Origin of the sequence: Veronia nyctiphanis, assembly GCF_004116385.1 — a bacterium.
GTDB lineage: Bacteria > Pseudomonadota > Gammaproteobacteria > Enterobacterales > Vibrionaceae > Veronia > Veronia nyctiphanis.
Genome location: NZ_PEIB01000001.1, coordinates 277,436 through 298,121 on the forward strand (window position 1 = coordinate 277,436; position 20,686 = coordinate 298,121).

Genomic DNA, 20,686 nt, shown 5'->3' on the forward strand with positions numbered 1-20,686 from the left:
TTATTGATACGGAGTTTACCGGAAAGCGTGCAGAGATAAAACGCGGGGATTGTTTGGAAAGGTTTCAATTAGGCTTCACGCGTCCTCTGTTGCGCAGAAAACAGAGTGAAGCCATTCGCGAGTAAGAGATTACTTGGCGGTTGCTGCTTTCATTTTACTGACGAAATCGCCCAGCTCACTCAGCATTTTCTCAGGATTGTCGACATTGGTTTCGATGATCTTGACCACGGCCGATCCTGATATTGCGCCTGCTGCCCCTGCTGAAATCGCATCTGAAACCTGCTCAGGCGATGCGATACCGAATCCAAGTAGTGGTCGCGGTGCGTTAAATTCAGCGAGTTTTTCAAGCAGATGGCCAATAGGTTTGCCTGCTTTTGTCTCAGTGCCCGTGACACCTGCGCGTGAAAGCAGGTAGGTGTAACCGCCGCCCAGTTCAGACACTGTTTTCAACGTCTGATCATCTGCATTTGGCGGTGCAATGAAAATCGGATGAATGCCATGTTTAACGGCAGACTGACGAAACTCTTCCGATTCATTGGCGGGTACATCGGCAATGAGTACTGAATCGACACCGGCATCAGCACACTTGGCATAGAAGTTATCTACGCCATTGGCGAACACAAGGTTGGCGTACATCAAAAGCCCATAGGGATCTCAGGATAACGTTCGCGGACTTGTTTGATGATGCCAAAGCAATTGTCCGGCGTTGTTCCAGAGTCCAGCGCTCTGATAGCTGCGCCCTGAATTGTCGGTCCGTCCGCCAACGGATCAGAGAATGGAATACCTAGTTCAAGTGCGTCCGCACCGTTTTCAACCAGTGTTTCTATCACGCGTAAAGAGTGCTCTGGGGTAGGATCGCCAATCGTGACAAAAGGAACGAAAGCAGCTTCACCCTTCGCATCAAGATTCTCAAACATCGTCTGATAGCGGTGTGACATAGCTGTAGTCATTACAGTGCTCCTTTTTCTTCAAGAATGTCGTAGACGGTGAAGATATCCTTATCACCACGCCCAGACAGGTTAACTACCAAGAGTTGCTCTTTTTCAGGGTTTTCTTTCGCCATTTTCACCGCGTGAGCCAACGCGTGTGCAGACTCAAGGGCTGGAATAATACCTTCGTGACGTGCTAGCTCCTGGAATGCTTCCAGAGCTTCGTCGTCGGTAACCGCTTCATATTTGGCACGGCCTGTCGCATTCAGGTGAGCGTGCTGAGGACCGACAGACGGGAAATCCAAGCCGGCAGAAACAGAATAAGACTCTTCGACCTGACCATGGGTGTCTTGCATTAGTGGGGCTTTCATTCCGAAGAAAATACCCAGCTTACCGTGTTTCAGCGGCGCGCCGTGTTGGTCGGTGTCGATGCCAAGGCCAGCAGGCTCTACACCAATCAGTTCTACTTCGGTGTCGTCGATAAAATCTGAGAACATACCGATAGCATTGGAGCCACCGCCAACACAGGCAATGATGGAATCTGGCAGGCGACCTTCTTTTTCAAGGATCTGCTTTTTGGTTTCTTCACCGATCATTTTCTGGAATTCACGAACGATGGTTGGGAAGGGGTGAGGCCCCGCTGCCGTGCCCAGCAGATAGTGTGCTTTGTCATACGTTGCGGACCAGTCACGGAGGGCTTCGTTACAAGCATCTTTAAGTGTTGATGAACCTGAATGAACTGGAATCACTTCTGCACCCATCAGGCGCATACGGAATACGTTCGGGCTTTGTCTCTCAACGTCTTTCGCACCCATGTAGACGCGGCATTTGAGATCAAGTAATGCACATGCGAGGGCAGTCGCCACACCGTGCTGGCCAGCACCCGTTTCGGCAATAATTTCGTTCTTGCCCATACGTTTTGCAAGCAGCGCCTGACCGAGCACCTGATTGGTTTTGTGCGCACCGCCGTGAAGTAAGTCTTCACGTTTCAGGTACAGCTTGGTTTTAGTGCCTTTGGTCAGGTTCTTACATAAGGTCAGCGCGGTTGGTCTTCCCGCATATTCTTGCAGCAAATCGATAAATTCACGTTGGAATTCAGGATCGCTTTGCGCGTCAATAAAAGCCTGCTCCAACTGGTCAAGGGCTGGAACGAGGATCTGTGGTACGTACTGACCACCAAATTCACCAAAATAGGCGTTTAACTTTGTCATAATAATCCCTAATAACCTCTGACTGCGGCAAAAGCGGCGGCCAGTTTTTGATGATCTTTAATACCCGGAGCTGATTCAACGCCTGAGTTGAAATCCAGCCCCAACGCCCCTAATTTTGCTGCTTCGGTGGCGTTATCTGGCGATAAACCACCTGCAATCATAATCTGTGCTTTGTCTTCATCCGGTACCAGCGTCCAGTCAAAGACTTGACCTGTTCCGCCGCTCTCATTACCCACTTTGGTGTCGAGTAAGCGTCGGTCTGCGCCCTGTACAGGTTCTGGCAAGCTGTCGGAAACACCTTGCGCTTTCCATACCTGACAGTCTGCCGGCAGTTCACTCTTCAGCGCCGCGATATATTCTGCATCTTCATCACCGTGAAGCTGCACGGCATGCAGATTCAAGGCTTTCGCCAGTCTTGCTACTTCTTCAATTGCGTGATTCTGGAATACGCCCACGTAGTGAAGGGGAGCTGCAGCAATGACCTGTTCGGCCTGAGATTGCGTTACGCAGCGCGCTGATTTCTCCACGAAGATGAGCCCGCCATAAACGGCATTGTTCTGGTAAACCGCTTTCGCATCTTCGGCACGTGTCAGGCCACACACTTTGTTTTCGCCGAAAATGACTTTTCTGACCGCTAAATCCACATCCTGTTCGCCCATCAGGGAGCTGCCAATCAGGAATCCGTTAGCAAACTGCGCAAGGTCGCGAACCTGCTGGTGGGTGTAGATACCTGACTCCGAGATCACAATTGTTCCTGCCGGAATGCGGGGTGCCAGCTCTTTGGTGCGATTCAGGTCGATACTCAGGTCGCGAAGGTTTCGATTGTTGATGCCGATGACGCGAGCTTCAAGCGCAATCGCTCTTTCCAGCTCTTCGTCATTACTGACTTCGGTCAGAACGCCAAGGCCAAGTTCATGAGCGACATCTTGTAGCTGCTTATATTCTTCGTCATTGAGTACTGACAGCATCAGCAATATCGCGTCTGCCTGATAATGGCGAGCAAGGTAGACCTGATATGGATCAATCATGAAATCTTTGCAGAGAACAGGCACATTTACCTGACCCCGAACCTGAGGTAAGAAATCAAAATTACCCTGAAAATACTTCTCGTCCGTCAATACGGAAATTGCCGATGCGTGTTTTCCGTAAACACTCGCAATGTAATCAAGATCAAAATCGTCACGGATTAACCCTTTTGACGGCGACGCCTTTTTACATTCAAGAATGAACTTTGCGGGCTTTCCTTCCAGTGCTTGATAAAAGCTTCTGTCACTTGCCACAACGTCACTGGCAAAACTTTCAAGCGGTTGAGTGCGTTTTCTCTCCTCAACCCAGATACGTTTGTCAGCAACGATTTTTGCTAAAACGGTTTCCATTAATTACTCCGGGCAGCCAGTTGCTGCATCAACTCATACGGCTTGCCACTGTTCATGACATCCAGTGCTTTTTGTGTATTCGCTTTCAGGTCTTCATTGCCGAATAAGCGTAATAGCAAGGCAACATTCACCGCAACTGCACTTTGTTGTGCCTCTGTGCCTTTTCCTTGCAGGATTTGGCTGATGATTTCACGGTTTTCTTCCGGCGTTCCACCTTCGATTGATGACAATGGATGGGTATTCACCCCAAAATCTTCGGGTGTCAGCGTGTAGTGGGTGATATCGCCGTTAATGATCTCAGCCACTGTGGTTTCGCCGTGAATGGCCACTTCATCCAGACCACTGCCGTGAACAACCGCAGCGCGTTTGAGGCCAAGTGAACGGATAGTCTCTGCAATCGGTGCGACCAGTGATTTGTCGTACACACCCATTAGCTCTAGCGTTGGTTTAGCAGGGTTAATTAGCGGGCCCAGTACATTGAAGATGGTCCGCGTTTTCATGGTTTGCCTGACGGGCATCGCATGGCGGACACCACTGTGATACTCGGGGGCAAACAGGAAGCAGACACCCAAATCGTCCAGCGCCTGTCTTGCTGTTTCCGGCGCCATCGCCAAATCAATCCCAAAGGCTGCGAGTAAATCGGATGAGCCGGACTTGCTCGACACGCCACGATTACCATGTTTGGCAACTTTTACACCACATGCTGCTGCGACAAACGCTGCCGTGGTTGAAATGTTAATGGTGTTTGCGCCGTCGCCACCTGTACCAACGATATCGGCAAAGTCGTAATCTGGTGACGGGAATGGGTTAGCGTTTTCTGTCAGTGCAGATGCTGCGCCTGCAATCTCTTCTGGCGTTTCACCTTTAACCTTAAGTGCGGTCAGTGCTGCTGCCAGCAAGATCGGGTCGAGCTCACCCTTAATGATGGTATCAAACAGCTGGTGGCTTTCCGATTTGGTCAGTGACTCTTGTTGATAGAGTTTATTAATTATTGTGTCCATAAAATCCTCTCCTTGAAATATAGCCAGCCGCTGTCAGACGCCTGTTGCCCAGCCTATGGTCTTGGTGAGCAGGTCGGCACCTTTAGTTGTCAGTATTGATTCCGGATGAAATTGGTATCCCACAACTTTATCTTTGTTGTTTGCTACGGCCATCACCAGTCCATCTACGTCCGCAATGACTTCCAATGAGTCTGGTACTTCAGTAGCGACCAGAGAATGGTAGCGAGCAATGGTCAGTGGGCTTGATATGCCTTCAAAAACCGGGTGATCACCGCATTGCATATCTGACGCCTTACCGTGAACGATTTCGCCAGCGCCTTCAACTTTACCGCCATAGGCTTCAACAATCGCCTGCTGACCAAGACAAATACCAATCATGGGTACTTTTCCTTTCAGGCGTTGAATCAGCTCTGGCATACAGCCCGCGTCAGCGGGAGCACCGGGCCCTGGTGATAGCACAACAACAGGGTTATCGAGCTTATCAATGGCTGATTCGATTTGGGTGGCTTCCAGATTGTTACGGTAAATCGTGACCGGGTAACCCAGCGAGCGGAATTGGTCCACCAGGTTATAAGTGAACGAGTCAAAGTTATCGACCAGAACAATGCTGGCAAGCGTTTGAGCTGATACTGCACTCATGCGTTTGCCTCCTGATGCGCTGCTTTGATGGCGGTGATCACTGCCTGTGCTTTGCCGCGCGTTTCATCGGCTTCAGCTTGCGGCACAGAGTCAAACACAACCCCCGCTCCGGCCTGAACCTGTGCAACGTCATTCTCAACATAGGCTGAGCGGATAACAATACAAGTATCCATATCGCCATGGCCTGTCAGGTAACCAACAGCACCACCGTAGCTGCCGCGACGTTGTTGTTCGAAATCGCGAATCAATTGCATGGCACGGATTTTCGGCGCACCTGTCAGGGTGCCCATGTTCATACAGGCTTGATAGGCGTGCAGCGCATCCAGATCATGACGAAGTTGGCCGACAACTCGCGAGACCAAGTGCATGACGTGCTGTAGCGGTCAACTTTCAGTAGGTCGGCGACGTATCTTGTGCCCGGTTCACTGATCCGTGCAACGTCGTTTCTTGCAAGGTCGACCAGCATCATGTGCTCGGCTTTTTCCTTGGTATCGTTTCTAAGTTCAAGCTCGATACGACCATCAAGGTCAAGGTTGATAGAACCATCGGCATTTTTGCCGCGAGGGCGGGTACCTGCAATAGGATAAATCTCGACCTGATTGGTTTCTTTACTGTATTTCAACGCGCTTTCCGGCGATGCGCCGAACAGGCTGAAGTCTTCATCATGCATGTAGAACATGTATGGACTTGGGTTTCCCTGCTTAAGCTTACGGTAGGCGTTAAGCGGTGACGGGCAGGGCAGGGTGAAGCGTCTGCTTGGCACGACCTGAAACACATCACCTTTCACGACGTAGTCACGCATGGTTTCTACCGCGGTGCAGAAGTCTTCGTCAGAAACAGATGGAACGGCTTCACACTCATCAAGCTGAACGGCATCAGGCAGTTTGCCCGGGTTGAGGCACGATTCTTTGATGGACTGAAGACGACGGCTGAGGTCGAAATAGCTCTCGGTAGTATCGTCACCGCCAAACAGCGTAGCTTGCAGGCGGCCCTTGCGGCGCTGGTGGTCGATTACTAATAAGGTCTCAGCGACATAAAACACATAATCCGGACATTTGTTGGTCGCTTTTGCATCTGGCAGTGGCTCAAACTCTGCGACCAGATCGTAGGCAAACAGGCCGCCAATCATAATGGCATCATCAGGGTGACCAGCGAGTTCACACGATTCCTGAACCAGCCTTAATGCGTCAAACTGGGAATGTTCCCTCAGGCGCGCATCTTCATCGAGTGCTGATGTTATTTGCGGAAAATGCATCTCCAGTGTGTCTGGGGTGCGTGTTGTTTCGATGGAAAGGCGCTGGCTTTCAATGCGGTGCTCGACAGCGGCTAACAGATTGCGGCCATTTCCAGTTTTCGCATGCAAGCTGACATCACGACCGCGGCATACGATACGCACGGCAGCATCGACCAGCATCCAGCTCTTTAAATCTTGCTTTGAATCAATTTCTGCCGACTCAAGTAACAGGCTGTTTGGCCTGTCCTGACACACGGCACTGTAGAGTTCGATTGGATCAGCCACATACGGCACGTCCAGACTCAATACTTCCAGTTCACCTGTTTTTACAGCGTGGTTGTTCACAGCGTTCTCCCTGCTGCCTCTACAAAAGGTTTAAGTTCTTGCATTAATTGGGCAAACATTTCTCCGGTCAGCGCTTGATGGCCATCTGATAAGGCTTCGCTTGGGTTCAGATGACTTTCAACAATGATTCCGTCAGCCCCCACCGCTGCAGCCGCTCTTGACAGAGGGATGACCAGTTCACGCACACCTGTGCCATGGCTTGGGTCAACCAGCACGGGGAGGTGGCTCTTTTGCTTGATCACAGCGACAGCATTGAGGTCCAGCGTGTTGCGGGTGGCGGTTTCAAATGTTCGGATACCGCGCTCACACAGAATAATGTTTGGGTTACCAGCGTCATAGATGTATTCAGCAGCCAGTAACAATTCCTCGATAGTGGCGGAAAGTCCACGTTTTAACAAGACTGGTTTGCCAGTTTCGCCGACGGCTTTTAATAAACCGTAGTTTTGCATGTTTCTCGCGCCAATTTGCAGGCAATCAACGTAGTTGACCATCATGTCGACCTGGCTGGTTTCCATCACTTCAGAAACAATAGGTAGTCCCGTCATATCGCGGGCAAGGCTCATTAGCTTAAGACCTTCTTCACCGAGACCTTGAAAATCGTACGGGCTGGTTCTTGGTTTGAATGCACCACCACGAATTGCTACTGCCCCTTCTTTGGCAACCACCTCAGAAACAGAGAGCATTTGTTGCTCCGATTCAACAGAACAAGGCCCGGCAATTACTGTGAAACGATTGCCACCGACTGGCACATTACCAATGCGAACAACAGAATCATGGGCTTGCACATCTCGTGACACCATCTTGTACTTGGTCAAAATAGGCTTCACTTCTTCTACAGTAGGTAGGTTTTCAAGGTGAAGCTTCTGAAGTACACGCTCATCGCCCAACGCGCCCAATACCGTTCGCTCTACCCCTGGCATGTAGAGTGGTTTTAACCCAGCTTGCTCAATTTTATTTAAGATATGTTTTGCGTCTTGTTCTGTGGCCTGCGCTTTCAATACGATGATCATTCCGTTAATCCTTTCAATTTTGTTGTCAGTGACAATGACGTTCCGTGTCTTTTAGCCAATAAAAAACCCGCATTTTTGCGGGCTCCGGTATTGGGTTGATGCGTTTCAACGACATCGCTTACCGGAGCGGGCTTGACCACCACCAGTTTGTGTTGTTTCTTGTTTTTACGGTGACTGACAACATGACAAAACCCTATCTCAATGTAATTACGTACTAGTTAACTAGTTCAAAGGCGTAAAGTCAAGGAGTGTTTTATAAGATGCGAACAGGACACGATTTTTTTTGTCTCTGTGTCCTGTCAATTGCTGAAAATAGTGGTGGTGGGTTTACCAAAGGTTATGAATCGTCTATTTCTAACTCACTTCTAAACTCCGACGGCGTTTTGCTACCCACCTTTTGAAGGTGCGGGAAAAGTTTGATGCTTCCTGGTAACCCAGTGAGTCCGAAATTTCCTCGACAGTCATGCTGGTTTTTGTCAGGTACCAGATTGCGAATTCTTTTCTGACGTCATCGAGAATTTCCTGGTAACTGGTTTCTGAGGCTTTGAGCTTTCTCATTAAGGTGCGGGTAGACATACTAAGGTTGTCTGCAACCTCATTAAGTCCCATAAAATTGCTTTCTGAGTTCAGCAATAAGCAACGGACACGAAGCGCAATGTCTTCACCCATCTCTTGTTGCTTTTTTATACGCTCACATTGCGACGTCGCGAGCTGAAATGCGCCGGGCTCATGCGTGAGTGATATAACATTCAGGTATTCGTTAGGAATGAATACTGAGATATTCTTTTGACCAAAAAGAAACTGATTGCCGGGCATAGAGGCATCATATTCAACTGCCCAATCAGGTTTTTCATACGTCATGCTAAGAAGCCAATTTTTGATTGGCAGGCCTGTAATGGTGACTACCGCACGATACAGAACACCAAACAGCGCACAACAGACGAATTCTTCATCGTGTAACAGCGTGACATTGGGGACCATCGTAATTTTCAGCCCACCTGGCTCTTCTGTCATTTCCGGGGAGAATATTTTTTGTCTCGTGCCCATAAAGGTGGTGATGAATTCAATAGCTTGTTTGAGATTTTTGCTGACAACGACACCAAAGCCCAAACTACTGTGGTGTCCTGTCTGAATCGTTTTCGCTAGCTCTAGTGCGATCCATGGCTTTTGTGAAACTTGAACAGACCGGGAGGCGATACGGGAGAACTGCTCGAAGCTGATAAACTGTGTATCGTTTTGCAGGTCATCCCAGTTAATATTGGTCGGGTTTAGAAATGTTTCTGCATCCATGCCTTCTCGGGCGAAATATGCACAGATGATTCGTGCATAAGCAGGGTGGATAGAAGGTTGAAGCCTATCCGAGTACAATTGCATTCTTGCTTCCTTTTTCTTGTCGCTTTGTCTCTCTTATTCTTTATCCTAGTCTGATTTACGTAGAATGTTGTCACAATATGACGACTAATTGTCGTTGTGGACTCTCGTGTCATCACTGATTAATAGCCATGATTGAAGTATGGAAAAGTTCAATGGCAAAAGGAGCAGTGATAATGGCAAACATGGTTACTTCTTTTATTGGTGCGTTGTTTTCCACTAATAAAGTGAATCATAAGCGGGTCAGGCGGCAACATCAGGCGCCGTCTAATGCTTATGATAGCTGTCACGACCACACAAAAAACATGGCAACAGTCACGGAGGTTATTCGCGAAACCGAAAATGCAGTAACGCTCGTCTTCAACACCCGTCTTCCCATTGACTATCGACCTGGACAGTTTATTCACTGTCATTTTTATGCCGACGGCGAATTAGAAAGTAGAAGCTATTCTTTTTCCGGTATCCGCAGTGATGGCCAACATCAGATAACCATAAAAGAAACCTCGGATGGGTATGTTTCTAAATTGATAAATCAGACTTTTCGAGAAGGAATGCTGTTTCAGGTTTCAAATGTCGGCGGCAACATCTCACCCACGCTGTTGACTTCAACCTATGAGAAATTGGTTCTTTTTGCTGGTGGCTCAGGGATTACGCCTCTAAAAGCGTTGGCTGAATATGCGCTTGAAGAAACATCCAAGCCTGTTGTCATTGTCTATTCGAATCGAACTCATGATGACATTATTTTCTTTGACCAACTCGAAGCGCTCAATGAAAAATACGCCAACCTCACTCTGGTACATGTTCTTGATAAGGCAAGTTCAAAAATTGGTTCACAAGGCCCAATGAACCGGGCTGTGGCAGAACAATACGAACTTCTCGGCAGCAATAATCTTTTTGTGACATGCGGTCCGGGGGGGTACATCAATGCTGTTTCTAATCTCCTCGACGGTGCGGATATATCAGCAAGCTCTCGCCATATTGAAGTGTTTACATCAGTGAATATTCCTTCTGTACCTCTGCCTCCTATGGCCAAAACAAGTAATGGCTACACAGCCTCTGATGATAAGGCGAAACGCGTTGAGATTCGTGATACAGGCGAATCTTTCGTTGTGAAACCTAACCATACTATTTTGGGCTCTGCTGCCGGAGTCGGTATTAATCTTAAGCACAGTTGTCAAGCTGGCGGATGTGGCGAATGCAAAATGAAGCTAATCAGCGGTCAAGTGAGACATCAAGAACCTAACTGCCTGACAGAATCAGAGAGAGCAGACGGTTTTGTGCTGACCTGTGTTGGCGTGCCTACGATGGATGTCGTTCTGGAATCCACTACATCAAGCGTGCACTGACTCATTTTATAGATGAATTGATTGACGCTTAACTTGCAAATTTGAAAAGAAAAAAGGCTGGTAGTTGAACCAGCCTTTTTCGTTTTAACGCCGTTTTATCACTTGTTTTTGCTCGAGTCCAAATGCTGTGATCTTGGCATTTTATGACGGCTAATTGGCGTTATTAAACTTGGGCAAAGAATGCGCTCAAGAGCATACTGTGTTACGTGGAAGTTATCGCAATGCGACAACCAGGGGTATCCACATTCTCAGCAGTTGCTCGTTATCTGCACTGCTGATGAAAATAGCAACTTAAGCATCGTAATTGCCCGACGATTAGGCATAACACCAATAAGAAAACGCTTATCTCGGGCTCCACTTTCTAGAAAAGGAATTGGTAGTCATGTTAGAGAAAATGTTAAACGGTATGCCCCTCCATGCTCAACGTAAAGTTGAAGCAACAATGGATAACATCAACACCCTGACGAATATCAAAAACAAGCGGGTCATGGCGAGTTTAGGGCCGTCAGTGGTACGCGGAATGTTCCGCAAACAAGGTAAAAAGTACGATAACACAGGCATGGTTTCGGAGCATGCTGTGGATTTCGACTGGACCTACAAAATGGATTTCCCTGAGATGCAGGAGCTTTATCGTCGTGCAGTCGGCAATCAGTGGGATGGTGACAAACACATTGATTGGTCTATCGACGTTGATCCGTTGAACCCGCATGTTCCGATTATCGCCGATAGGTTCATTCCTATGGAAACGTTGCGCGAACACGGCGTGAAGCTGACAACGACAGAGTTTCGGGAATTTAATTTTAATATCGCTTGCTGGATCCTAAGCCAAATGATGCATGGTGAGCAGGGCGCATTATACGCCTCGTGTCAGGTCACTGAAGCAGTACGTTGGTTTGATGGAAAGTTATACGGAGCCACGCAGGTTGTTGATGAAGCGAGGCACCTAGAGGTGTTCATGCGATACCTCGACACCAAGCTTGGTAAGCTTTATGACGTGAATGACAACATGTTCTCAATCCTTGATGGTCTGCTGACAGATAGCCGGTGGGATATCAAGTTCCTTGGGATGCAAATAATGGTCGAAGGGTTGGCATTGGGTGCGTTTACGACTGTGCACAACATGAGCAAAGAACCTCTGTTGAAGAGTATCCTTCGCTATGTGATTCAGGATGAGGCGAGACACGTGCACTACGGAGTGCTGGCGCTCAAGAAAACGTTCGAAGAGGAACTGACGCCATCCGAACGTCGTGAGCGACAAGAGTGGGCTTTTGAAGTTGCTGTCTTAATGAGAAACAGATTCCTCGGTCACGAAATATACGAGGAGTGGTTTGAAGGGATAATGACACGCAAAACATGGAACAAACTCATTTCAGAGTCTGATGCAATGAACACCTTGCGTAAAACTATGTTCAAGCGCCTGGTACCAAACCTAGAATGCATTGGTTTGTTGCCTGACAGTATGCTCAAACATTATGAAGAAGCTGGCCTCACCCATTACATGGGGGGTAAGAGTGCGATGGAATTGACCGACGCAGACATGATGGCTGATCTTCATTAATTAACAATTTACAGCAATACCTGTTTTATCCGCGTTGCGGGTGACAGACCATTTTCAAACGTAATTTACTCTTCTTAATGTAAGAAGCCGGCTTGTCCGGCTATTTTTTTGTCCAAAATAGAACGTCTGGGTGGCAAAAGTGCTTTATCGTGCTTCGATACCACGTTTTATTTCATTAAGCATCAGTAGATGTTTGCAATCATCTATTGCCTCCCTCATCATGGCGCACGTTCAGTTCGTCTCAGAGATACCCCATGCTATTTGATTTACACAGCCATACCACTGCATCTGATGGTCATTTATCGCCGAGAGCACTTATTGAGCGAGCGTCATCGTTTAATGTTGATGTACTGGCCATCACGGACCATGACACGGTAGCTGGTCTGAATGACGCCAGAGACGTGCTTTCAGAGCTTGAACGCTCGATGACCCTAATTAACGGCATCGAGATTTCAACGGTGTGGAGCAACTTTGATATTCATATTGTTGGTCTGAATATCGATCCCGATGCTGAAGGACTTGCAACACTTATTGAGGAACAGACTGTTCGTCGCGATCTGCGCTCAAGAGAGATTGCTGAAAAGCTCGAAAAACAGCGTATGCCTGGTGCATTGGAAGGCGCGAAAGCCATTGCCGGTGATGTATCGCTGACCCGAGCGCATTTTGCCCGCTGGATGGTAGAAAAAGGTCACGTAAAAAATATCCAGACAGTATTTAAAAAGTACCTGACTCGAGGTAACCCGGGTTATGTGCCGCCAAATTGGTGCTCTATTGAGCATGCAGTTGATATAATTCACAAAGCAGGTGGGCAGGCTGTACTTGCTCATCCCGGTCGCTATAAACTCTCCGCCAAATGGTTGAAGCGCCTGCTTCAGGCCTTTGCTGATGCTGGTGGTGATGCAATGGAAGTTGCTCAGCCGCAGCAGGCACCTAATGAGCGAAGGCTACTTGCCGACTATGCTATTCACTATGGACTACTGGCTTCTCAAGGTTCAGATTTTCATTACCCTTCTCCCTGGTTGGAGTTGGGAAGGAATCTATATTTACCCAAAGGGTGTCAACCTGTTTGGGAAAACTGGACTTTGCCGGTGAACAGATTGGCTGAAACCAGCCACAAGCTCGAGGAGAAATAATGAGCCAATTTTTCTATGTTCACCCTGAAAATCCGCAAGCACGCCTGATCAATCAGGCCGTTGCGATCGTGCGAAATGGAGGGGTGATCGTTTACCCGACTGACTCTGGCTATGCGCTGGGTTGTCAGCTTGAAAACAAACAGGCGCTGGAGCGTATTTGTCGCATTCGTCGTCTCGATGACAGCCATAACTTCACACTGTTATGTCGCGATTTGTCAGAGCTTTCGCTTTACGCGCGCGTTGACAATACGGCGTTTCGTCTTATCCGAAACAATACACCGGGTGCGTTTACCTTCATCTTCAAAGCGACCAAAGAAGTGCCGCGTCGATTGATGAACCCGAAGCGCAAAACCATCGGTATTCGGGTACCAGATAACCAGATCGCGTTGGATTTGCTGGAGGCATTGGGTGAGCCCATGATGTCGACATCTCTTATCCTTCCAGGTAATGACTATACCGAGTCTGATCCTGAATCAATTAGAGATAATCTTGAGCATGCGGTTGATGTTATTTTGCATGGTGCTATCTCGGTGAGCACCCGACAACCGTGGTGGATTTCAGTGAAGATTCACCAGAGATTCTGCGTTACGGTGCAGGTGATGCCGCGCCATTCGAGTGATTGGATTAATCATAATCTTGATCACAAAATGCATGGTGTATTCTTGTACACTTTGGCATAATGCGCCGTTGTTTCGAAGATGGTCTCCGAAACCCCAATGTCCGACATCGACGCCTGTGAAGGCGACAGTAAGGTAACGATTTAATGAGCGAAAAATTACAGAAGGTGCTGGCTCGCGCTGGCTTAGGTTCCCGCCGGGAAGTTGAAAGTCTGATTCAGGCTGGTCGAGTCAGTGTTAATGGCGCTGTGGCCAAGCTTGGTGATCGCCTTGACGACCTCAATGCACACATTCGTGTTGATGGCCATAGCGTGAAAATCTCAGCATCTTCTGAGGTTGTTTGTCGTGTTCTGGCATACAACAAACCTGAGGGTGAGCTGTGTACTCGCAGTGACCCAGAGGGCAGAAGGACGGTGTTTGATCGCCTCCCACGTTTGAACGATGCCCGCTGGGTATCGGTAGGTCGCCTTGATGCCAATACGTCAGGCCTATTGCTGTTCACGACTGACGGCGAGCTTGCTAACCGCCTGATGCATCCTAGCCGTCAGGTTCAGCGTGAATATATGGTTCGCGTGTTCGGCGAAGTGAACGAGCAAATGGTTCGTAACCTTGTAAACGGTGTCAAGCTGGAAGATGGCGAAGCCCGTTTTGAAGATGTTCAGTACGCGGGCGGTGAAGGCATGAACCATACCTTCTATGTCGTGATCACTGAAGGCCGTAACCGTGAAGTTCGCCGTTTGTGGGAAACACAGGGTGTGACAGTCAGCCGTCTAAAGCGTGTACGCTACGGTGATTTGTACCTGAGCAAAGAACTACCTCGTGGCGGTTGGATGGAACTTGACCTGAAAGAAGTGAATTACCTTCGCGAGATGGTCGAGATGCGTCCCGAGAAAGAAACCTTTGTGACTCCAGAAGCGGAAAAACGCAAAGCACGTTCTCAGAAAATCCGTCGCGCTGTTCGTCGACACGAAGAACGCGTAGATTCTTCTGATACGCGAAAGTCACGTCAATCTCGTCGTGGTAACTCAGCGTCTAAACCTCAAGCTAAAGGCCGTCCAGGCAGCCAACAACGCCCAGGGCAGTCTTCAAACCGTCAGAAACGCGGCTCGTCTAAGCGATAAGCCTGTGTGGCGCTGAAATTCGCGCAACAAGAACAACAAAGGCCAGCAAATGCTGGCCTTTTTCTTTCTGTCATCAATGTATGTTTGGGGTAAGGAAGAAGAAAAGTTACTCTTCTTCTTCCTTTGCCTTTTGTTGCCCCGGTACCAGTTTGGGTTGCGCATAGATACATTGACCATTCACATCTCTGCCTTCCGGTGCCATCAAATAAATGTAAAGAGGCATAATATCAGCTGGCGTTTTCAGGAGGTTTGAATCTTCCGCTGGGAAAGCAGATGCGCGCATTTTCGTGCGAGTACCGCCCGGATTTATCGCATTAACGCGCACGTTTGTGTCAGAAAGCTCATCAGCAAGGATTTGCATCATCCCTTCGGTCGCAAATTTAGAGATGGCGTAGCTTCCCCAAAATGCGCGTCCCATGTGTCCAACGGTTGATGAAGTAAACACAATCCGGGCGTCTTCAGATTTCTTCATCAGCGGCAACAAGGCTTGTGTCATCAAAAACGCCCCTTTGACGTTAACCTGCATGACATCATCGAACGTCTTTTCATCAATCTGGTCAAACGGGCTCAGTACACCCAGCAAACTTGCATTGTGCAGCACACCATCAAGTCGACTAAATTGCCCTTCAATGGTATCCGCCATGTCGATGTAATTTTGTTTAGTGGCCCCCATAAGGTCAAGAGGCACAATGGCAGGTGTCGGGCCACCAGCAGTTTCTATCTCGTCGTACACAGCCTCGAGCTTAGACACTGTTCGACCCAAAAGAATAACGGTAGCACCCTTGGCAGCATAACTGAGTGCGGCCTCCCGGCCTATACCGTCTCCGGCGCCAGTCACCAGGATGACTCTGTCATTTAACGCGTCTGATGAGACTTGATATTCCACGATACACTTCCTACGTACTGAGTAAAACGCCCATTGTACGTGCGCAATATCTGATGAAACAACCAAAGAGATCTCGCAAAGCGGTAAAAATTAGTTTCAATTACATGTACTCTGGACAGTAATAATTTCTATCAGTTGATAGTAGAATTCTAAATCTACAAAGATAAAGAGGGATTAAAGGTGGATTTTCTTTTTGAATACGGTCTTTTTCTGCTGAAAGCGGCGACGTTTGTGGTCGTTGTTTTTGCAATCTTTGCGATCATTCGAGGTGGTGGCAAAGGCGCAGCTCAGCCTGGGGAGCTTAAAATTACCAACCTGACTGAGGCGTTCAAAGACACGATCTCTACGATGGAATCCCATCTTTACGATGATGCGGCCATGAAGCTGCGTGAGAAAGAAGAGAAAAAAGCAGACAAAGCAAAAGCGAAAGAAGAAAAGAGCAAAGCCAAAGAACTTGCAAACAGCGGTGATCTTGATACGAGCCGAAAACCTCAGCTCTTTGTCATTGATTTCAACGGCAGCATTGATGCCCGAGAAGTCGGTGCTATGCGCGAAGAAATCACCGCGATTCTGGCCGTTGCCAAAGAAGGTGACGAAGTGCTGGTCAGGCTTGAAAGCGGCGGCGGTATGGTGCATGCATATGGTCTTGCTTCTTCTCAACTTGATCGCGTGAAGAAAGCGGGTGTTAAGCTAACGATTTCTGTTGATAAAGTCGCTGCTAGTGGTGGCTACATGATGGCATGTGTTGCTGATAAAATCATCGCGGCACCGTTTGCTATCGTAGGTTCTATTGGCGTAATTGCCCAGTTGCCAAACTTTAATAAGCTTCTGAAAAAGAATGACATTGAGTTTGAACAGCTGACAGCAGGCGAATTCAAGCGCACGTTGACGATGTTTGGCGAAAACACAGACAAAGCACGCGAGAAGTTTCAGGAAGAACTGGAGCAGACACATGGCTTGTTCAAAGATTTCATCGCTGATCATAGACCTGACCTTGAGCTGACAAAAGTGGCAACGGGTGAGCACTGGTTTGGTAATCAGGCATTGCCGCTTGGGTTGATTGATGAGGTAGGTACCAGTGATGACTTTTTGATGGCTGCCTGTAAAGAAGACAGAGATATTTTGAAAATTCAATATACCGCGCGTAAGAAGCTGATGGACAAGGTGTTTGATTCATCATCAGAGGCGGTGGACCGTTTGTTGTTGAAATGGGTTGCTCGCGGTCAGCGACCAATCGTTTAGGAGTGAAAATGAATCCGACCTGGGCCTTCTTCTCGCTGCAGGGGAGAATGAGACGTAGGGATTACTGGCTGTGGAATATTGTGTTAGGCATGATTCAGTGGCCAGCAATGATGTATATCTTTCAGGGGGGTACAGGGGCGCTCAGTATCCTTGCTTCTATCGTGATGTTCATTTCGACGTGGTCTAACCTCGCCATGGACATCAAACGCCTTAGAGACAGAGATATGCCACCATGGTGGATAGGGATGAGTCTTTTACCACTGACCAATATCCTGCCGCTCATTTTGGTGAGTGCGGTTTTCCGTCTTGTTGTGCTCGGCATTTTGGATGGTACACCAGGACCAAATCGCTACGGGCCTGACCCGAAGGGACGGGGTGGTAAACCGCCATCAAATGATAGCAAACCGAAAGATGAAGCTGTGTTCGAAGGCTAATCTGGAGGTAAAAAAGCCACGACTAACATCGTGGCTTTTTTTTGGTCGGGGGAGTCTTCAACATTCTTAATGTATCAGCAAGCTTGTCTTTGTCTTTACTCCGGCTACGAAAATCATGTATATACTTTAGCGGTTGTTGATGGCCAATAGTGTTTATCCATTTAGCATGAGAATCTACCAATAACCGGGCACTCAAACTGCTGTTTTATTCATTGTGCCAGAGCTTTCAGTGTCACGTTACTCTTAAATTTAGTGTGACCCAGGCCAGAAATTTGTGCATCTTAATAGCGTTAAAGTCATTACCAATGGTAATGATTAGCGCCCATGAGGGAACACAGTGGTCTGAAAAAAGGCGTTACACCAGCTACTGTTCATTTTTTTTTCAAAAATCGAAGAAGCCGCGACCAATCAGCGACTTTTCCGTAGAAACAGGTTGATATTCAGTTCGACACGCTCAATATTAAAAAGCGTTGGCCCGTCTCAGATGGGTATTGTTCAACCTGATCATTAGATTTTATAAATACGAGGGCGTAATTGGTTCATTATGGGTAAATCTCTCGTTATCGTGGAGTCACCAGCGAAGGCGAAAACGATAAACAAGTATCTTGGCAAAGATTTTGTCGTTAAGTCGAGTGTCGGCCACGTTCGTGACCTGCCAACTGGCGCTTCTCAGGGCGGTAAAAAAGCTGCTCCAGTGTCAACTAAAGGCCTGAGTCCGGAAGAAAAAGAGCGCATCAAAAAGCAGAAAGAGAAGAAAGCGCTGATCAACAAAATGGGTGTAGACCCATACGATGACTGGAAAGCCAACTACCAAATTTTGCCCGGCAAAGAGAAAGTCGTTGCCGAGCTCAAAACTCTTGCTGAAAAAGCTGACCATGTTTATCTCGCGACCGATTTGGACCGTGAGGGTGAGGCGATAGCCTGGCACTTGCGGGAAATCATTGGTGGTGATCAAGATCGTTTCAAACGCGTTGTCTTTAATGAGATCACCAAAAACGCGATCACTCAGGCTTTCGAAGCGCCGGGTGAGTTGAACATAGACGGTGTGAATGCCCAGCAGGCTCGCCGTTTCTTGGACCGTGTTGTTGGTTTCATGGTATCGCCGCTGCTTTGGAAGAAAGTCGCTCGTGGCTTGTCCGCTGGTCGTGTGCAGTCTGTGGCGGTAAAATTGCTGGTAGAACGTGAGCACGAAATTAAAGCTTTCGTGCCGCAGGAATACTGGGATATTCACACCGATACCACGACAGCAAGTCAAAGCGCGCTCCGTTTGGTGGTGGCCCAGCAAAACAAAGCTGCCTTCAAGCCGCTGAACGAAGAATCAGCCATGGCGGCAACGCGCGTACTTCAGTCTGCGACATACAAGGTTGTCGATCGTGAAGATCGTCCTACCAGCAGCAAGCCATCAGCACCTTATATCACGTCTACGCTCCAGCAGGCGGCAAGTACCCGTCTTGGCTTTGGTGTGAAGAAGACCATGATGTTAGCTCAGCGTCTCTATGAGGCGGGCTACATCACTTATATGCGTACAGACTCAACGAACCTCAGTAAAGAGGCGGTGGAGGCTGCACGAGGCTTCATCGGCACTGAGTACGGTGAAAACTATCTGCCCGGCAGTGCCAATGTTTATGGTGCAAAGAGCAATGCACAAGAAGCGCACGAAGCGATTCGACCTTCAAGTGTTGATGTTAATGCTGACCAACTGACAGGCATGGACCCTGATGCGCACCGTCTTTACGACCTGATTTGGCGACAATTTGTTGCTTGTCAGATGGTGCCAGCAAAATACGATTCGAGCACCATCACGGTGGAAGCGGGCGAATTTACCCTGAAAGCGAAAGGCCGTACTTTACGCTTTGATGGTTGGACACGTGTTCAGCGTCCAATGGGTAAAAACGAAGACACAACGTTGCCGCGTGTCGATGTTGGCGAACAGCTTTCGCTTGAGAAAGTGGACCCGAAACAGCACTTCACCAAGCCGCCAGCGCGTTACACCGAAGCGGCATTGGTTAAAGAGCTGGAAAAACGTGGTATTGGCCGTCCATCAACATATGCATCGATTATTTCTACCATTCAGGATCGTGGCTACGTTCGCGTTGAGCAGCGTCGTTTCTATGCAGAGAAAATGGGAGAGATCGTTACTGACCGTCTCGACCATAGCTTTGCGGATTTGATGGATTATGATTTCACCGCAAGAATGGAAGAGCGTCTTGACCAGATTGCTGTTGGCAGCAAGAACTGGAAAGAAGTGCTTAACGCATTCTTTGACGATTTCACCGATGTATTGGGTACTGCCGAACAGGATGAAGATCAGGGCGGAATGAAGCCAAACAATATCGTACTGACTGATATTGATTGCCCGACCTGTGGCCGTAAGATGGGTATTCGTACCGCATCAACGGGTGTTTTTCTTGGCTGTTCAGGCTATGCGCTTCCGCCAAAAGAACGATGCAAGACCACTATCAACCTAATGGATGAAGAGGGTATTGTTAACGTTCTGGAAGAAGACGTTGAAACTGAAGCGCTGCGAGCGAAGAAACGTTGCCCGAAATGTGAAACGGCAATGGACGCTTACCTCATCGATCAGGAGCGTAAACTGCACGTTTGTGGTAATAACCCAAGTTGTGACGGTTATGTCGTTGAAAAGGGACAGTACCAGCTCAAGGGTTACGATGGCCCCGTTGTTGAGTGTGACAAGTGTAGTTCCGATATGGTGCTAAAAAATGGCCGATTCGGGAAATACATGGACTGCACCAATGATGAGTGTAAAAACACGCGTAAGATTCTGAAAAACGGCGAGGTTGCACCTCCGAAAGAAGATCCTGTGCATTTTCCTGAGTTACCATGTGAAAACTCAGATGCGTATTTTGTTCTGCGTGATGGCGCATCTGGTTTGTTTATGGCGGCCAGCAACTTCCCTAAATCGCGCGAAACACGAGCACCGTTGGTTGAAGAGTTGTCACGCTTCAAAGACCGTTTGTCGGATAAGTTCAAGTACCTTGCTGATGCACCGCAGGAAGATCCTGATGGCCGCAAAGCCGTTGTGCGCTTTAGTCGTAAAACCAAAGAGAACTACATTCGTACCGAAGAAGATGGAAAGCCGTCTGGCTGGACGGGCTTGTTTATCGATGGTAAGTGGGAAATCACTGACAAGCGTAAAAAGAAGAAATAACGCAGTTCAGTAGTGACCAGGAATTAAAAGGACAGCATGAGCTGTCCTTTTTCTTTTCTCACTA

At 48.2% G+C, this 20,686-nt stretch carries 14 protein-coding genes and 3 pseudogenes; 8 read left to right on the top strand and 9 right to left on the bottom strand.

The window, feature by feature from the left end; all coding sequences use genetic code 11:
* Nucleotides 1–129: 129 nt before the first annotated feature.
* The 8 genes and pseudogenes from trpA to CS022_RS01350 form a co-directional block, all read right to left on the bottom strand.
* Nucleotides 130–950 (bottom strand): annotated as a pseudogene (gene trpA / locus CS022_RS01315) (tryptophan synthase subunit alpha).
* On the bottom strand, nucleotides 950–2,140 hold the full coding sequence (gene trpB, locus CS022_RS01320) for a tryptophan synthase subunit beta (protein ID WP_129120766.1): 1,191 nt from the start codon (nucleotides 2,138–2,140) through the stop codon (nucleotides 950–952). Before trpB ends, trpA begins: the two are co-directional and overlap by 1 nt.
* An 8-nt stretch (nucleotides 2,141–2,148) precedes the next feature.
* Nucleotides 2,149–3,516 (bottom strand): bifunctional indole-3-glycerol-phosphate synthase TrpC/phosphoribosylanthranilate isomerase TrpF, encoded by a 1,368-nt coding sequence (gene trpCF / locus CS022_RS01325; RefSeq protein WP_129120767.1) that lies wholly within the window; start codon nucleotides 3,514–3,516, stop codon nucleotides 2,149–2,151.
* On the bottom strand, nucleotides 3,516–4,517 hold the full coding sequence (gene trpD, locus CS022_RS01330; RefSeq protein ID WP_129120768.1) for an anthranilate phosphoribosyltransferase: 1,002 nt from the start codon (nucleotides 4,515–4,517) through the stop codon (nucleotides 3,516–3,518). The genes trpCF and trpD overlap by 1 nt, the downstream gene beginning before the upstream one ends.
* 33 nt (nucleotides 4,518–4,550) lie before the next feature.
* Nucleotides 4,551–5,156, bottom strand: a complete 606-nt coding sequence (locus CS022_RS01335) for an aminodeoxychorismate/anthranilate synthase component II (protein WP_129120769.1) — start codon at nucleotides 5,154–5,156, stop codon at nucleotides 4,551–4,553.
* Nucleotides 5,153–6,735: pseudogene (locus tag CS022_RS01340) on the bottom strand (anthranilate synthase component 1). The gene CS022_RS01335 and the pseudogene CS022_RS01340 overlap by 4 nt, the downstream one beginning before the upstream one ends.
* The gene (aroF, locus tag CS022_RS01345; protein WP_129120770.1) at nucleotides 6,732–7,745 is read right to left on the bottom strand and encodes a 3-deoxy-7-phosphoheptulonate synthase; all 1,014 of its coding nucleotides are present in this window, start codon (nucleotides 7,743–7,745) and stop codon (nucleotides 6,732–6,734) included. Before aroF ends, CS022_RS01340 begins: the two are co-directional and overlap by 4 nt.
* A 354-nt stretch (nucleotides 7,746–8,099) precedes the next feature.
* Nucleotides 8,100–9,119: a helix-turn-helix domain-containing protein gene (locus CS022_RS01350; protein ID WP_129120771.1), complete on the bottom strand. Its 1,020-nt coding sequence runs from the start codon at nucleotides 9,117–9,119 to the stop codon at nucleotides 8,100–8,102.
* 152 nt (nucleotides 9,120–9,271) lie between these two features.
* On the opposite strand from CS022_RS01350, the gene CS022_RS01355 reads away from it, so the two are divergent.
* From CS022_RS01355 to rluB, 5 genes and pseudogenes are all read left to right on the top strand, one after another.
* A complete protein-coding gene (locus CS022_RS01355; protein ID WP_161569520.1) occupies nucleotides 9,272–10,462 on the top strand; it encodes a flavin reductase family protein in 1,191 nt (396 codons plus the stop codon).
* A gap of 382 nt (nucleotides 10,463–10,844) precedes the next feature.
* The gene (locus CS022_RS01360; RefSeq protein ID WP_129120773.1) at nucleotides 10,845–12,020 is read left to right on the top strand and encodes a ferritin-like domain-containing protein; all 1,176 of its coding nucleotides are present in this window, start codon (nucleotides 10,845–10,847) and stop codon (nucleotides 12,018–12,020) included.
* Between the two features lie 254 nt (nucleotides 12,021–12,274).
* Nucleotides 12,275–13,153, top strand: coding sequence for an RNase RNM (gene rnm / locus CS022_RS01365; protein ID WP_129120774.1), 879 nt, complete (start codon nucleotides 12,275–12,277; stop codon nucleotides 13,151–13,153).
* Nucleotides 13,153–13,772, top strand: a pseudogene (locus CS022_RS01370) (L-threonylcarbamoyladenylate synthase). The gene rnm and the pseudogene CS022_RS01370 overlap by 1 nt, the downstream one beginning before the upstream one ends.
* A gap of 144 nt (nucleotides 13,773–13,916) precedes the next feature.
* Nucleotides 13,917–14,891, top strand: coding sequence for a 23S rRNA pseudouridine(2605) synthase RluB (rluB, locus tag CS022_RS01375; protein WP_129120775.1), 975 nt, complete (start codon nucleotides 13,917–13,919; stop codon nucleotides 14,889–14,891).
* Nucleotides 14,892–14,997: 106 nt separating this feature from the next.
* Here rluB and CS022_RS01380 read toward each other — a convergent pair whose 3' ends face one another.
* Nucleotides 14,998–15,777, bottom strand: a complete 780-nt coding sequence (locus tag CS022_RS01380; RefSeq protein WP_129120776.1) for a YciK family oxidoreductase — start codon at nucleotides 15,775–15,777, stop codon at nucleotides 14,998–15,000.
* A 180-nt stretch (nucleotides 15,778–15,957) separates the two neighbouring features.
* Here CS022_RS01380 and sohB point away from each other — a divergent pair, with 180 nt between their 5' ends.
* The 3 genes from sohB (at nucleotide 15,958) to topA (ending at nucleotide 20,622) form a co-directional block, all read left to right on the top strand.
* Entirely contained in the window at nucleotides 15,958–17,019 is a 1,062-nt protein-coding gene (gene sohB, locus CS022_RS01385) for a protease SohB (protein WP_129120777.1), read from the top strand.
* An 8-nt stretch (nucleotides 17,020–17,027) separates the two neighbouring features.
* Nucleotides 17,028–17,453 carry a DUF805 domain-containing protein gene (locus CS022_RS01390; protein ID WP_129120778.1) on the top strand — a complete coding sequence of 142 codons (426 nt, stop codon included), beginning with the start codon at nucleotides 17,028–17,030 and terminating at the stop codon, nucleotides 17,451–17,453.
* Nucleotides 17,454–17,997: 544 nt separating this feature from the next.
* Nucleotides 17,998–20,622: a type I DNA topoisomerase gene (gene topA / locus CS022_RS01395; protein ID WP_129120779.1), complete on the top strand. Its 2,625-nt coding sequence runs from the start codon at nucleotides 17,998–18,000 to the stop codon at nucleotides 20,620–20,622.
* Nucleotides 20,623–20,686 lie beyond the last annotated feature (64 nt).